The sequence below is a fragment of the Vibrio sp. CCUG 15886 genome (assembly GCF_028570825.1).
In the GTDB taxonomy this organism is placed as follows: domain Bacteria; phylum Pseudomonadota; class Gammaproteobacteria; order Enterobacterales; family Vibrionaceae; genus Vibrio; species Vibrio vulnificus_B.
In genome coordinates this window covers 18,204-33,292 of the sequence record NZ_JAQQBT010000007.1, presented here as the reverse complement: position 1 = coordinate 33,292, position 15,089 = coordinate 18,204, and the positions used below count along the sequence as shown (strand labels likewise).

Genomic DNA, 15,089 nt, shown 5'->3' with positions numbered 1-15,089 from the left:
GACGATAGGTAGTGGAAAAAGCAAAAGAGCCTCACTGAGGCTCTTTGTTTGATCTTTTTAAGCACGCAACGCGAAATTAGCTTTCTACACCACGTGATTTTAGGTACTCAGAGTAAGTGCCTTTGAAGTCGGTGATTTTGCCGTCACGAATTTCAATGATGCGAGTTGCCAGTGAGTCTACAAATACGCGATCGTGCGAGACGAAGAACAATGTGCCTTTGTATTGCTCAAGGGCATTGTTCAATGATTCGATCGATTCCATATCCATGTGGTTGGTTGGCTCATCCATCAGCAGCATGTTTGGTTTGTGCATCATCAGTTTACCAAGCAGCATGCGACCTTGTTCACCACCAGACAGCACTTTTACCGACTTCTTGATGTCGTCTTGACCAAACAGCATACGCCCTAGGAAACCACGAACCACTTGCTCATCGTCGCCTTCTTGACGCCATTGGCCCATCCACTCCATTAGGTTTAGGTCTTCTGCAAATTCATGCGCGTGGTCTTGCGCGTAGTAACCGATGTTGGCGTTTTCAGACCATTTGAATTCACCAGTGCGTGGCTCGAGTACACCCGCCAGCGTGTTCAGTAGGGTTGTTTTACCCACACCGTTCTCACCGATGATCGCAACGCGCTCACCCACTTCAAAAATTGCGTTGAAGTCTGAGAACAAGTCATCTTCAAAACCTTGGCTTAGGTTTTCAACAATCAAAGCGTTACGGAACAACTCTTTTGACTGTTCGAAACGAATGAATGGGTTTTGACGGCTTGACGCTTTTACTTCATCCAGTTTGATCTTGTCGATTTGCTTCGCACGAGAGGTCGCTTGTTTTGCTTTCGATGCGTTTGCAGAGAAGCGCGCTACGAAGGTTTGTAGCTCCGCAATCTGCGCTTTCTTCTTCGCGTTATCGCTGAGTAGACGCTCACGAGCTTGTGACGCTGCGGTCATGTACTCGTCGTAGTTACCTGGATAAACACGCAGCTCACCGTAATCCAAGTCCGCCATGTGGGTACACACAGAGTTTAGGTAGTGACGGTCGTGCGAGATGATGATCATGGTGCAGTTACGCGCGTTTAGCGTGTCTTCCAACCAACGGATTGTATCCATATCCAAGTTGTTGGTTGGTTCGTCAAGCAGCATGATGTCTGGGTCGGCGAATAGAATCTGAGCTAGAAGCACACGCAGTTTCCAACCTGGCGCCACGCTGCTCATTAGGCCGTAATGCTGTTCCATTGGAATACCTACAGCAAGAAGAAGCTCACCCGCTTTCGCTTCTGCCATGTAGCCATCCATTTCCGCGAACTCGACTTCAAGATCCGCAACACGCATGCCGTCCTCTTCGCTCATTTCTGGCAGCGAGTAAATACGATCACGCTCTTGCTTCACTTTCCACAGTTCTTTGTGACCCATTATAACGGTGTCGATAACCGTGAACTCTTCGTAAGCAAACTGATCCTGATTCAGTTTTGCAACACGTTCATTTGGGTCATAGCTGACGTTACCACTCGTTGGTTCAAGCTCACCACTGAGGATTTTCATAAAGGTTGATTTACCACAACCATTTGCCCCAATTAGACCATAGCGATTGCCTTCGCCAAATTTAACTGAGATGTTTTCAAACAGTGGCTTAGCGCCAAATTGTTGAGTGATATTCGCTGTAGAAATCAAAGCTTTTACCTTAGTGAGTCAGTAACAAATAGAAAAAACTGCGCAACGTTACTTGTTCACGCCCCAGAGTGCAAGCTTTGATTTTTATGACTGAAATCACAAAACATTGACATTTGAAACGTGAATATGGATAAAGTTTCACAGCAAATTTCTATTTGTCTGAATTATGAACAGTTTTTGAGACTACAATCTCTTCGTTATGTCTAAAGATTACGATCAACTTATGCCAAAAATATTACGTCTATTCGTTTGTTTTACCCTGCTGTTTGCGCCTGCATCCTTTGCCCAATGGCAATATGCTGCGCAGACACCACCTCAGATCAACGCCCAAGCACTCAGCGTTGAGTCCGATTTGGCCCGATTGCCTGACCCGCTCTTTATGAGCACCAAAGATCAGGTGAAGGTGAACCAAATGCTCACCGCTGTTATCGCCATGCAAAAGTCTGAAGGTGACGCCTTCAAACGTTTGCTCGAGCAATATCGCCAAACCCCGACAGCAGAGCATTGGCAAACGGTCGAGAATCAATACCTCACCCTCAATAGCTTAGGCAGCAGTAAAGCCAAGCTGTTGCAATTGACGGATAGCGCGACCAAAGAGCAGTTGACGGGGTTTGGCCCTTATGGCGTGACGCAGTTTCGCCAAGAGCTGATACTGACGAAGTTGAATCTCGAGTATTTGGTCCATTTTCAGATAAGAAGCTTTCGCGCTCTGATTAAAAATACCTTTATTTCCCCAGTGCCTGTTATTTGGACCGGGTTGAAAGTGTTTGCCGTGTACTTGCTGTTGGTGTGGTGGATGGCGAACAGCAAACGCATCATTACGTTGTTTCGTGAAAGCCAGCTTGATAACAACAACGCCCCGACTCTTTGGGTGCGTTTGATTTGGTACTTCAGTCGCGCAAACCGCGCTATTGCTTGGTTAGTGGCGATTACGCTTTCTTTGCGTATTTTGGCCGAGTTGCCGAGTTTGCAACATCTGGTGTATCTAGAGATCTTCACTTGGTGGATCTTGGGCGGTTCCATCGCCATTAGCTTTATTCTTGAATTTGCTTATCGCAATAGCCGCAGTTCCAGTAAAGACGTGGTGGCGCTTCGCCTTGCCACGATTCGACGTTATGTGTGGAGTGCGATTGTTGCTGGCGTGATTTTACAAATCTCCGTTCGTACTCTTGGTAAAGGGACCATTTACTATTGGATCTACAGCGCACTGTACTTCTGGTTCGTGCTGGTCACTGTATCCGTTTTGCGTCTGTGGCGTAAAAAAGTGTTTGAAGTGGTTGATCGCATCACGGAGCGTCCAGTCTGGGTACAGTGGGCAATCAAACGCCAAGATAGCTTTATTCTCAATATTCCAGCAACCGCAATCGCGGCGGTATGGCTGATTAGCCATCACTTTAAACATCGCATTATTGCTACTCTCTCAAACTACACCATGTTCAGTCAGGCACTGGCTTACCTCTTCCGTATCGAAGTGGCTAAGCAAACCAGCAACCGAGACGGCAACGACTCACTGGTGCGCATTCGTGGTGATGCGGCATTTCAATATGTGTTGCCTCCGCAGCAAGACAGCGAGTGGATTGACTACGCCAGTGACGAAATTCAAAACCTCTCTCGCTATTTGTTGACCGATAGCCCTGCGATTTGTGTGTTGTCAGGTGAGCGTGGTGTGGGGACCACATCGGTATTGAAGAAAATACTTGGCAAAGTGAAAAACGCCACGCCGCTTTACCTTAACTGCCCTTACGATGGTTACCCAGAGCTGTTGAAACAGTTGGCGACAGGATTAGGGTTGGCAGAAGAGTCGACAGAAGTGCAAATTTTAGCGTTCTTGCGTAAAAGTGAAACGCCGTATCTCATCGCAGTTGATAACGCACAACGTTTGGTGAAGCCCATGGTTGGTGGTTTAGCTGGACTGATGAAGCTGACGAACCTGCTGCGCCGCTCTAAACAAAATCACCGTGTTGTGATGGCGATTGAGAAAGCAAGTTGGCGTTTTGTCGATCGCGCTCGTGGCGAGCGACTGCTGTTTGATTGGGTCTCCTTTTTGCCTCGTTGGAATGAAAAACAGATCTCTGCCTTACTCGATAGCCGCGTGAATCAGGATATTGAAAATCCGCTGAGCTTTGATGGCCTTGTGGTGCCAAAGCAGTGGGATCAAGAAGAGACTTCTGAGGAAGAACGAGCCAAGCAAGGCTTCTACCGAATTTTGTGGCACTACTCCGATGGTAACCCAACAGTGGCGCTGCGATTCTTCCGCTTGTCGTTAAGACGCAATAAAGAGTCTGATAGTGTCGTGGTGCGCTTGTTCCATGCGCCGGAATCCAAAGAGTTGGAGCAGATGCCTAAACCGATGCTGGCGGTGTTACGTTCAATTGTACAGCTTGAAGTGGCCTCTCCCGAAGAGCTCTCCGAGTGTACTCAGCTCAGCATCGCTGAAGTGATTGGTACACTTCGTTTCTTTGAAAGCCGTGGCTTTATTGCTTGGAATGAGGATAAAGCTCGCGTCTCGGACCATTGGTTCCGCTACATTACCAACGTTCTCGATCGTCAACATTTGCTGGTGAAGTAATATGAATAAGAAACTCTACGCGCTATTCGCCGCGGCTTTGATCTCGGCACCGGCCTTCGCGACGGAAGAAATCGCCAATATGGAAAACATTCAGCAATTTGCCAGCTTGATCCGCTGGAGCGGTGTGTTCTTCTCTGTCATCATCATTGCCATTACTTGGCTACTGTTGAAGTTCATGAATTCAATGGTAGAGAGCATTGGCGGCCAGTTTGCGCAGTATCGAATGCTGTTGCAGAAAACACAATCGTTCTTGCAGTTCTTCATCTACTTAACCGCTGGCCTTGTGGTGTTTATGATGAGCTTTCGCATCAACGACCATATCTTAGCCTTAATAGGTGGTACGTTGGCGGTGTCGGTCGGTTTCGCGTTAAAAGACTTAGCCGCATCTTTTATTGCCGGATTGACGGTGATGATTGATCGCCCGTTTCAGGTGGGTGACCGCGTCACGTTCGAAGGCAACTATGGTGACATCATCGCGATTGGCCTTCGTTCTGTGCGAATGAGAACACTGACCGATGACATCATTACCATTCCGAACAACAAGTTTCTCAATGAAGTGACGGTCAGTGGAAACTATGGCGCACTCGACATGCAGGTGGTGATCCCCTTCTATGTCGGTATGGATGAAGATATTGTGCTCGCGCGTGAGTTGATTCAGGAAGCGGCTTCGTCTAGCCGTTACATCCACCTGCCGAAACCGGTGGTGGTACTGGTGAAACAGACGATCACGGACAACTATTTGGCCATCCAGTTAACCTGCAAAGCCTACGTGGTGGATACTGCGTATGAAAAACTGTTTGAATCTGACATTACTCTGCGTGTAATGAAAGAGTTTAAGAAACACGGCATCAAACCACCGAGAATTGCATTCAGCGGCCAATAGACATTGGACCAATAAGCATCAATAGACCACTCAAACAAAAAAGCTCTGTCGCATCGACAGAGCTTTTCTTTATGCCTATCCATACCGCTATTGAATCAGTAAGGTGTCACGCAGTTTGGCTTCGTTCTTTCTTGGGAGGTAAACGCTAAACGTACTGCCAATCCCCAGTTGTGAACGCACTTTGATCTCCCCGCCTGATTGGCTAAGCAAACTCTGACTAACAGAAAGACCAAGGCCGGTTCCATCACGTTTAGTGGTGTAAAACGGGTCAAATATTCGGCTCAGTTTTTCGGGCTTAATGCCGCAACCTTGATCTTCAATGTGGATGACCGCGCCCACGCTTTCCCCTTCTTCCAACCAATCTTCACTGGTGATGGTCAATCGGCCCTCGCCGTTCATTGCATGGATGGCGTTCATTTGTAAGTTAACCAAAATCTGTAACAGTTGATGGCGATTCACTTCAGCCGATGTATGCGCATTGAGCTCAGTGACGAACTCGATGGTGCGTTTTTTAGAGCCGGTTTTCACCAACGTAATGCTCTCTTCGATGATCGGATTGACGTGCTGCCAGATGATTTCATCTTGCACCCCACCCTGCCGGCTGTATTGCAGCAAACTTCGCGTGATGTTTCGAATACGGTCAATCTGCGCCATTACCGTTTCTATCTCTTCCTCTACGCGCGCGGCATCTTCACCGAGCTCAAAACGAATCAACTCGACGTTACCCAGTATCACGGCGGTTGGGTTGTTAATCTCATGGGCGATACCGGCGGTTAACTCGCCCAAGGCCGCCAGCTTTTCATTGACGATCAGTTTGTCGCGCGTTTGATTGAGTAATCGAATGTGGTGTTCGAGCTGCTCGGTTTTTTCATTGAGGCTGGCTGTGCGATCCAACACTTTTTGCTCCAGTTCATTGGCCGCTTGTTTGATCTGCTGTTCACGCGTTTTGAGCAGATCGAGCATGTTGTCAAACTGTTTGGCCAATTGCGCCAGCTCGTGGTTTTCATCTAGCTCTAACGCACCAATCCGCTTGTCTTTGCCCAGTTGCACCAATTTCACCACTTTATGAATGCGTTCAATCGGACGAAAAAGATCCCGCGAGCCTCGATAAACCAAAAGCCCAGAGACCACCAGCAAGGTTAAGGTAATAACGCTGATTTCGACTATGTTGGTGAGATACGCTTTAACAAATGGCCACATCAAATAGCCAGTGTAGAGCATGCCGATGGTGTTGTTGTATTGGTCGCGAATGGGTTGATAGGCGGTGATATACCAAGCATCATACACAAAGGCGCGATTAACCCAACGCTCTCCTTGCTGCAATACCGATTTATGCACTTCGCCAGAAACCCGAGTACCGATCGCACGGCCAATCTGATCTTCGCTGTCTAGTGGTACATTGGTGCTGACGCGGAGATCTTCCATAAACAGCGTCACGGTACCGATCGGCCTGAGAGAATCCTCATCTCCGATGTAAATCAAGTCGCGGATTTGGTCGACGAGCACGGTGCTGTTGTTAAGTAGTAACCCGCCATCTAGAAAACCAATCAAATCGTTACTTTGGTTAAACACTGGAATCACAGTGCGGCTGATGAGACCGCGCGTTTCAATTTTGCCCGTTTTCAAAATCGGCACTTCGGCACGTTTGGCCAAGTCTGGATCAAGGCGTTGTAACTCCGTTTCGCTCAACACATCAAAAAAGGATTCTCGTTTGGTTAAATCGAGAAAACGAAATTTTTGCTCTATGGTGTCGACACGATGAAAAGCGAGAAAATCGAGCTGATATTGCTTTTTCTGTTTATGTACCCATTGCTGAAGATCGTCTTGATCCATTGGCTGATTGATACGAGTGCGAAACTGATAGCTTTCAGCAAAGGCTTTAACGTAATTAGCCTGCTTCTGTTGCAATAGCGTAATGCTGTTATTGGCAACCCCAAGGCGTTCAGAAACATCAATCAGTGCACTGCTCCAAGTGTAATGGATCGACCAATAGACAGAGATGCCAATCAGTGCAATCAAGGTGAGGAAAATCGGCGCTGAGGTTAGAAATAGCAACCGATAGCGCACCATACTTTTAAAGCGATAGCGCCAAGTTGACCAAAGTGTTTGATCACTCTGCATAATCCGCTTCCTCGGTTTCCCACTCTTTGTATTTGCGCTCCAACGTTTTGCGTGCCACGCCAAGATCGCGCGATGCCGCCGATTTATTGCCATCGTAATAGTGCACCACTTGTTGGATATGGGCCTTTTCCACCTCTTTTAATGTCCAATCATTAGGGTAGCCAACACCGGTGAATTCTTTTTTCCCTTCCTTAAAAGTCGGCACTTCAGCGCTGTGAGAAACGGTGATTGAAACGTTTGGCAGGTTCATAGAGCCATTCAGTTCGCGCCAGTAATGCGCTGGTGGTTTGCCAAGGAGAATACAACGTTCAATCAGATTGCGTAGCTCACGTACGTTACCTGGCCAGCTGTAATCATGCATGGCTTCGATGTCTTCATGCGCCCATTGCGGGGCAGACATAGCAAGCTCGCCTGAGAGCTGTTTAGTGAAGAATGGCACCAACTCTTGCAAATCGGCCTTTCTTTCTCGCAGCGGCGGTACTTCAATTTTCAGCACGTTGAGTCGGTAATAGAGATCTTTACGAAAGCGCCCTTTTTCGACTTCTTGCTGTAAATCGCGATTGGTTGCCGCGACCACGCGTACATCGACTGGAATTTCTTTTTCACTACCAACAGGGCGAATACTGCGTTGCTCGAGCACTCGCAACAAAGACGATTGCATCGCCAGTGGCATCTCGCCAATCTCATCGAGGAATAATGTGCCGCCGATGGCAACGCGGAAAAGCCCTTCACGTGCTTTTTTCGCCCCCGTAAACGCGCCGGAAGTATGACCAAACAGCTCACTTTCCAACAGTTCAGGCGCAATCGCGCCACAGTTTAATGGCACAAAAGGACCGGTTCTACCGCTGGCCAGATGAACACCACGAGCCACCAGTTCTTTACCAGTACCCGACTCCCCTTCAATCAGCACACACGCTTTTGATGGGGCAAACTGTGTGATCATGTGCTTTAGTTGGCGGGTTTTGTCGGAGTTCCCAACCATTTCAGAGATATGATTGCGTTGATAATCGCGTTTGAGCGCATATTGCATGCGTGCATTGAGGCGACGATCCATGCAACGTTTTACCGCTTGCAGCATCTGATCGAGATTAAACGGCTTGAGAATAAAATCCGTCGCGCCCAGTTTTAGCGCTGTAATGGCGGTTTCGAGATCGGCATATCCGGTCATAAAGATGACATCGGCTTTTCGCTCGGGATCATTAAACGCTTCTTCCCATTCGATGCCGGAACGCCCGGGCAAATTGATGTCGAGAACAATTAGGTCGTAATGGTTGGTCACTCTGAGCTTTTCAGCCTGTTCGATACTGCCTACCGCATCCACTTTTGAAAACCATTTACCCAGCGCTTTTTTCAAAATGGCCTGCATGCCGACTTCATCATCGACGACTAACACGGAAAACGCTTGGTATTGAGATACGGAGTTGGGATCCAATTGAATAGACATACTTTCCTCGAGACAGAATGACGTATAGGACATAGTGTACCAATGAATAATTAAATCTCCTTATAAAATGTGCGACATTTTGTCTCACATCAAACTATTGACTGTTTAACTGCATGATATAAAGCTTATTTTCTCAATTTAGTGCTGGTGTTTTGTTGGCATCTTGTTTGCAATAGGACTATATGCAATTGCAAACTGATATCCAACAGCGCTAGGCGATGAGGTTTGACCGAGTGGTGACGCGGTTTGTGTGTCAGTGTGCTTAACTGCAATGGCCTATTTGCCCAAGAATGATTTGAAGGAATAAAAATACAATGAACAAAGTAGCTCTTACTTTGGCGGCAACGTCGATTACGCTGGTGAGTTTCTCCTCTTTCTCTGCCGATGATGTTCACCGTGTGCGTTTGGCAACCACGACCAGTACTTACCACTCTGGCCTGCTTGATTACCTACTGCCTGAATTCGAAAAAGACACCGGTTATAAAGTGGATGTGCTGGCCGCAGGGACAGGTAAATCACTGAAAATGGGTGAAAATGGCGATGTGGATTTGGTGATGACGCATGCTCCGAAAGCCGAAGCGACCTTTGTCGAAAAAGGCTACGGTGTGTTACCTCGCAAGCTCATGTACAACGACTTTATCGTCGTGGGACCAAAAGCAGATCCAGCGAAAGTCGCTCAAGACAACAGCGTACTTGAGGTGTTTAAAGCCATCGCGGACAACAATGTCACCTTTATCTCACGTGGCGATGATTCGGGCACGCACAAGAAAGAACTGGGCATTTGGGCGCAAACCAAGATGGAACCCAACTTCGGTGGTTATCGCTCAGTGGGTCAAGGTATGGGGCCAACGCTGAACATGGCGTCAGAAATGCAAGGTTACACGCTAACAGACCGTGGCACTTGGCTGGCTTACAACAACAAGTTGGATCTTGCAGTACTGTTCGAAGGTGATCAAAAACTCTTCAACCCGTATCAAGTGATTTTGGTCAATCCAGAGCGCTACCCGAGCATCAATTATCAGGGCGCCAAAGCATTCAGTGACTGGTTGGTCAATCCTCGTGGTCAAGAGCTGATCAACAGCTTTCGCTTAAATGGCAAGCAACTGTTTGTGGCAAATGCAGATCAGAAGTAGTCATCAATGAGCCTTTGGCAAACAACACAAGAGGCTTTTGCCTTACTGTTTAGCTTAGACAAAGAACTATGGGAGATCGTTGCGGTCTCCTTTAGCGTTTCTCTTACCGCCATATTATTGGTGCTGTTGCCTGCGACTTTTTTGTCTTTTCTCCTCGCCTACACCAATTTTCGCGGCAAGTGGCTGTTGGTTTCATTTGTGAACACGTTGCAATCGGTACCCACGGTGGTGATTGGTTTGCTGCTTTACATGTTCCTCTCGCGATCAGGTCCGCTCGGTGACTGGCAGATGCTGTTCACCCAAAAAGCGATGATCCTCGGGCAAATGCTGATTTGCTTTCCTGTGTTGGTTTCGATGATGTATGGCGCGTTGCAATCGAGCGATCGCCGCGCGTTAGAAACCGCATTAACCCTTGGCGTGTCTCTGCCAAGATTAAGTGGGACGATGATTTGGGAAACCCGTTTTCCTCTTATGGCGGCTACCATTACCGGTTTTTCTCGAATTGTGACCGAAGTGGGTTGTTCAATGATGGTGGGTGGGAACATTATGGGTTTGACGCGAAACATCCCCACCGCGATTTCAATGGAGAGCCACAAGGGCGCCTTTGCTCAAGGGGTTGCGCTTGGTATTGTGCTGCTCACCTTGGCACTCGTGTTGAACTTTTTGCTGTCGAGTATGCGTGGCAAAGGCTATTTGCGAACTTAGGAAGTGATATGACGATTAAAATTACCGCTCGAGATCTTTCCATGCGCTTTAAAGAGCGAGTGCTCTTTCACATTCCTCAACTGCAAATCGGCCCGAACGATGCCATTTACCTCAAGGGGGACAATGGTGTAGGCAAAACGACCTTATTGAAGATCTTGGCTGGTTTGGTGCACCCGACGAGCGGTAAAGTGTGTGCGCACAATAATGGCTGGCTTCGCCGCTGGTTTCCTTCATTGGGCCGTCGTGATGTTGTTTATCTTCATCAGTCCCCTTACCTGTTTGATGGCTCCGTCTATGAAAATGTCCTTTACGGCATCAAATATGATGGTGGCAGCACAAAGGAGAAACGAGCCGAAGTGATTCACGCTTTGCGTATGGTAGGCTTAGAAACCTTAGCCGATGAGCATGTGTCTGTGCTGTCTGGTGGTGAGCGTCAACGGGTTGCGATGGCCAGGGCTTGGATCCTAAAACCTTCAATCTTGCTGATGGATGAACCCAGCGCGTCGGTTGATCAAGAGTCGATCGAGCGTTTAGTGGTGTTAGCGCAAGATTTATTAGCGAGAGGTTCCAGCATTGTGGTCACGAGCCATCAAACCAACGCGCTTACCGATTTGTGTAAAAAACAGTGGTGGATCAAAAACAATACTCTGGTAGAGTCGCCACTCTTGTATGTCATTACAAAAGAGTTATCCCAAGAGAATACCTATGCTACAACCAACACTCACTAGTTGGGTTATTTTAGCTGGCGGCCAAGCTAGCCGAATGGGCGGTAAAGACAAAGGCTTAATCGCCTTAAATAATAAGCCGTTGATTGAGTACGTCATTGATCGGCTAACGCCGCAAACTTCAAACATTCTGATCAATGCCAACCGCAATCAGGATGATTACCAACAATATGGTCCCGTGTTTGGCGATCATTTTCAAAATTTCCCTGGTCCTATGGGCGGTATTCATGCCGGATTGCTGCACGCGAGTACCGACTGGGTTGGTTTTGTTCCTTGTGATTGCCCCCGCATCAATGAAGACTTGGTGGAGCGCTTTTGTCGTGCTGTGACGGATGAAACCGACATTTTGGTTGCCCATGATGGCGACCATCAGCAACCTGTCTTTACTCTGTATCACAAACGTGTCTTGCCTAAACTGACGGCGTTTTTAGAACGCGGTGACCGCAAAATCATCCTACTCTACAAAGAGTGTCACACACAGTATGTGGATTTTAGTGATTCTCCAGACTGTTTCGTCAACCTCAACACGCCTGAAGAACTCACCCAATTTGGACAACTAGAATCATGAGAAACACCATCACTTTGCCTTTACTTGGCTTTGCTGCTTATTCAGGAACAGGAAAAACCACCCTACTGGAAGCCTTGTTGCCCAAATTGACCGCAGCAGGTCTGCGAGTGGGTTTACTGAAACACGCTCATCATGATTTTGACGTCGATAAACCAGGTAAAGACAGCTACCGCTTACGCAAAGCGGGTGCCTCACAAATGCTGATTGCTTCGAGAAATCGTTTTGCCTTGATGACAGAAACTCCAGAAGCTGAATCGGAATTTGATTACCTGCTTAGCCGCTTTGATCAGCAAACGATTGACGTCATTTTGGTCGAAGGCTGCAAGAACATTGCGTTTCCCAAAATCGAGTTGCATCGTGAAGAAGTCGGAAAACCGTGGTTGTACCCTAATGATGAGAACATTATTGCCATCGCTTCAGACAGTGGCCCGTTAGAAAGCGCACTGCCCCAACTCAACATCAATGATTTGGATGCGATTTGCCAATTTGTCCTCGATTATGTTCACCAACAGCAGCAAGTGGCCACGCAAAATGCACCGGCCACATGTTGCGATACGCTTTCTCCGGCGTTTCTTTCTGTTGCCCAAGGGCAAGAGAAAATTCTCTCCCTCGTCTCTACTGTGGGTGATATTGAATCGTGCCCGATACAACACGCCTATGGGCGCGTGCTGGCTCACGACGTGATTTCTCCGGTGAATGTGCCGCAATACACCAACTCAGCGATGGATGGATACGCCATTCGAGGTGATGACTTACAGCGAGAAAGTTACCAGATTGTGGCTGAAGTGCTGGCCGGTTACCACTACGAACACCCGTTAGAATTGGGGCAAGCGGTCAAAATCATGACCGGTGCGCCAACGCCCATCAACGCAGATACGGTGGTCATGCGTGAGCAAGCGCATCAAGACGGTGACAAGGTCACTTTCAATGGTGCCAACATCAAAGCCGGACAAAACGTACGCCAAGCGGGTGAAGATTTAACCATCGGCAGTAGCGTGTTTACCGCAGGGACTCGCCTCGCCTCACCTGAAATGGGCATGATGGCTTCTCTTGGTTTTGCACAAGCCAATGTATTACGTAAGTTGAAAGTGGCAGTCTTCTCCACCGGCGATGAAGTTCAAGCGCCTGGTACAGAACAGAAAGCGAACTCTATCTACGATTCAAACCGTTTTACCATTATGGGCATGCTTGAGAAGCTCGGCTGTGACATCTTGGATTTCGGCATTCTAGAAGATAACGAGCAATCGATGATCGACGCACTTGAAAGCGCAGCGCAGCAAGCGGATGTGGTCATTACTTCGGGTGGCGTGTCCGTCGGCGATGCCGACTACATCAAACTGGCTCTCGACAAGCTCGGACAAATTGATTTCTGGCGCATCAATATGCGGCCAGGACGCCCATTGGCATTCGGTCAGATCAATGAAAAGCCGTTTTTTGGCCTTCCGGGCAACCCTGTTGCCGTGATGGTGTCATTCATCAACTTTGTTGAGCCTGCTGTGCGTAAAATGCAAGGCGAGCTAGGCTGGAAGCCATTGAAAGTCAGTGCGATTGCCAAAGAAGATTTGCGTTCTCGCCAAGGCCGCACGGAGTTTAGCCGTGGTGTCTATGAATTGGATGAAACTGGCCGCCTAACCGTTCGCACGACTGGGAAACAAGGCTCTGGCATTTTGCGTTCGATGAGTGAAGCCAACTGCTTGATTGAAATTTCTCCCGCGGTGGATAGCGTAAAAACGGGAGAAAGCGTGACAATTATTCCACTTCAAGGCAGAATCTAGCCCTGTTGTTGTTAGAAACAGATACAAGGTCAGCGCGTCTGGCCTTTTATTTTGAGAGATTTCATGATTCGTACCATTATTTACACCTATAAAGGTGTTGAAAAAACTTTGCCATTTTCTTACGAAAAACACCGTAATATTCATGAAGCGGTTGCAGAAGCGGAAGGAATTGATATTCGCGACTATCTGAAAATGGAACAGCAAATTGAAGCGATTTCTGATACGAAAGCCGTGCGCAACTACCGTGATAATCACTTTAAAAAGCTTGGCTTTGGCGTGATCACGATGAAACAGAAAGAGAACCTAGGCGTAGGTAAGAAGAATAAGTAGTTCGCTTTGCTTGCGTATTTCCCGTGATGGAATGGGTCTAAAAGAAAAGGCTTGCATGATGCAAGCCTTTTTCATCAATGGGTTTTGTAGCAAATTAGCCTTTGATGTTCAAGAATGCTGCACCGCGTACACCGCCTGAATCGCCGTGTTTTGCTTTGATGATCTTCGGACACTTAGCGACAGAAAGCAGATACTTAGGCACACGCTTTGGCATCTCTTCATAAATCAGTTCAAAGTTCGACAAGCCACCACCGAGAGCAACAACGTGCGGGTCATTCGCGGTGAAGATGTTACCAAAACAGATCGCAAGAAGTTCCATAAAACGTTCGACATGCTCAGCAGCTTTCTCATCGCCCGCTGCATTGGCTTTGATGATGTCGATGGCTTTCTTCTCTTCACCATAGTAATGGGCGTAAAGCAGTTCAAAACCACGGCCAGAAAGGTAACTGTCTAAACAGCCTTTTTTACCACAGCCACAACCTAGCAGCGGCGCGTTGTCGCCTAAATGGAACCATGCATCCAATGGCAAGCGCATGTGACCAAGCTCACCAGCAACGTTATTGCGACCTGAGAAGACTTTGCCTTCGTAGATCAAACCGCCACCAAAGCCCGTACCTAAGATCAACCCCATCACTGATGGCGCGTCTTGCAATTCTTCATCCCATGCTTCAGAGAGTGCAAAACAGTTCGCATCGTTTTCAATTTTTACGCTACGACCAATTTTGGCTTCCAGATCCGCACGTAACGGCTTGCCTTTTGCCGCAGGTACGTTAACCGTCAGTACCGTTGCATCGTCAGCGTCTTCCATGCCTGGTAAACCAAGGCCAATTTTGCCTTCACAAGCAAACTCTTGGTCGTATTTTGCGACAAGACCTGCGATGGTTTCTAACAATAACGGATAATCGTTGGTTGGTGTCGGAACACGTTCTGTTGCCACGCGCTCTAGTTTTTCGTTAAACGCACCAAATTCGATTTTAGTGCCACCAACATCAAAGCCGTAATACATGAATTTCTCTCCTGAAATTGCTGCATGGAGCCAAAAATGAGCCCCTAAAATAAGCGTAAATTATAAAAACTAGCGCCATTATCCATATCTCTACGCCTGCAAACCGTGACATAGGCGGGATTTATCCGCTCGTGGCGTCTGTTTGCGCAAGTTGCCAGCAA

The 15,089-nt window shown here is 47.7% G+C and carries 12 protein-coding genes; 8 read left to right on the top strand and 4 right to left on the bottom strand.

Annotated elements, in window-relative coordinates:
- Positions 1 to 76: 76 nt before the first annotated feature.
- A complete protein-coding gene (locus PQQ36_RS14070; protein WP_273661728.1) occupies positions 77 to 1,669 on the bottom strand; it encodes an ABC-F family ATPase in 1,593 nt (530 codons plus the stop codon).
- A gap of 223 nt (positions 1,670 to 1,892) precedes the next feature.
- On the opposite strand from PQQ36_RS14070, the gene PQQ36_RS14065 reads away from it, so the two are divergent.
- Both PQQ36_RS14065 and PQQ36_RS14060 read left to right on the top strand, forming a co-directional pair.
- Complete coding sequence (locus PQQ36_RS14065; RefSeq protein ID WP_045624133.1) at positions 1,893 to 4,238, top strand: ATP-binding protein; 2,346 nt, start codon at positions 1,893 to 1,895, stop codon at positions 4,236 to 4,238.
- Between the two features lies 1 nt (position 4,239).
- On the top strand, positions 4,240 to 5,121 hold the full coding sequence (locus tag PQQ36_RS14060) for a mechanosensitive ion channel family protein (protein ID WP_011080429.1): 882 nt from the start codon (positions 4,240 to 4,242) through the stop codon (positions 5,119 to 5,121).
- An 87-nt stretch (positions 5,122 to 5,208) separates the two neighbouring features.
- On the opposite strand, the gene PQQ36_RS14055 is transcribed toward PQQ36_RS14060, so the two are convergent.
- Positions 5,209 to 7,242, bottom strand: coding sequence for a sensor histidine kinase (locus PQQ36_RS14055; protein ID WP_273661726.1), 2,034 nt, complete (start codon positions 7,240 to 7,242; stop codon positions 5,209 to 5,211).
- Positions 7,232 to 8,686, bottom strand: a complete 1,455-nt coding sequence (locus tag PQQ36_RS14050) for a sigma-54-dependent transcriptional regulator (RefSeq protein ID WP_061058537.1) — start codon at positions 8,684 to 8,686, stop codon at positions 7,232 to 7,234. The genes PQQ36_RS14055 and PQQ36_RS14050 overlap by 11 nt, the downstream gene beginning before the upstream one ends.
- Before the next feature lie 314 nt (positions 8,687 to 9,000).
- Between PQQ36_RS14050 and PQQ36_RS14045 the strand changes: the two genes are divergently transcribed.
- The 6 genes from PQQ36_RS14045 (at position 9,001) to PQQ36_RS14020 (ending at position 13,922) form a co-directional block, all read left to right on the top strand.
- Positions 9,001 to 9,819 (top strand): substrate-binding domain-containing protein, encoded by an 819-nt coding sequence (locus PQQ36_RS14045; RefSeq protein ID WP_011080426.1) that lies wholly within the window; start codon positions 9,001 to 9,003, stop codon positions 9,817 to 9,819.
- A 6-nt stretch (positions 9,820 to 9,825) separates the two neighbouring features.
- Positions 9,826 to 10,524: an ABC transporter permease gene (locus tag PQQ36_RS14040; RefSeq protein WP_011080425.1), complete on the top strand. Its 699-nt coding sequence runs from the start codon at positions 9,826 to 9,828 to the stop codon at positions 10,522 to 10,524.
- Between the two features lie 8 nt (positions 10,525 to 10,532).
- Entirely contained in the window at positions 10,533 to 11,252 is a 720-nt protein-coding gene (locus PQQ36_RS14035) for an energy-coupling factor ABC transporter ATP-binding protein (protein ID WP_118893704.1), read from the top strand.
- Complete coding sequence (mobA, locus tag PQQ36_RS14030; RefSeq protein WP_038963150.1) at positions 11,230 to 11,817, top strand: molybdenum cofactor guanylyltransferase MobA; 588 nt, start codon at positions 11,230 to 11,232, stop codon at positions 11,815 to 11,817. The genes PQQ36_RS14035 and mobA overlap by 23 nt, the downstream gene beginning before the upstream one ends.
- On the top strand, positions 11,814 to 13,592 hold the full coding sequence (locus PQQ36_RS14025; protein WP_225470841.1) for a bifunctional molybdopterin-guanine dinucleotide biosynthesis adaptor protein MobB/molybdopterin molybdotransferase MoeA: 1,779 nt from the start codon (positions 11,814 to 11,816) through the stop codon (positions 13,590 to 13,592). The genes mobA and PQQ36_RS14025 overlap by 4 nt, the downstream gene beginning before the upstream one ends.
- Before the next feature lie 63 nt (positions 13,593 to 13,655).
- Positions 13,656 to 13,922: a DUF2960 family protein gene (locus tag PQQ36_RS14020; RefSeq protein WP_011080421.1), complete on the top strand. Its 267-nt coding sequence runs from the start codon at positions 13,656 to 13,658 to the stop codon at positions 13,920 to 13,922.
- Positions 13,923 to 14,016: 94 nt separating this feature from the next.
- On the opposite strand, the gene nagK is transcribed toward PQQ36_RS14020, so the two are convergent.
- Positions 14,017 to 14,928, bottom strand: a complete 912-nt coding sequence (gene nagK / locus PQQ36_RS14015) for an N-acetylglucosamine kinase (RefSeq protein ID WP_017420132.1) — start codon at positions 14,926 to 14,928, stop codon at positions 14,017 to 14,019.
- Positions 14,929 to 15,089 lie beyond the last annotated feature (161 nt).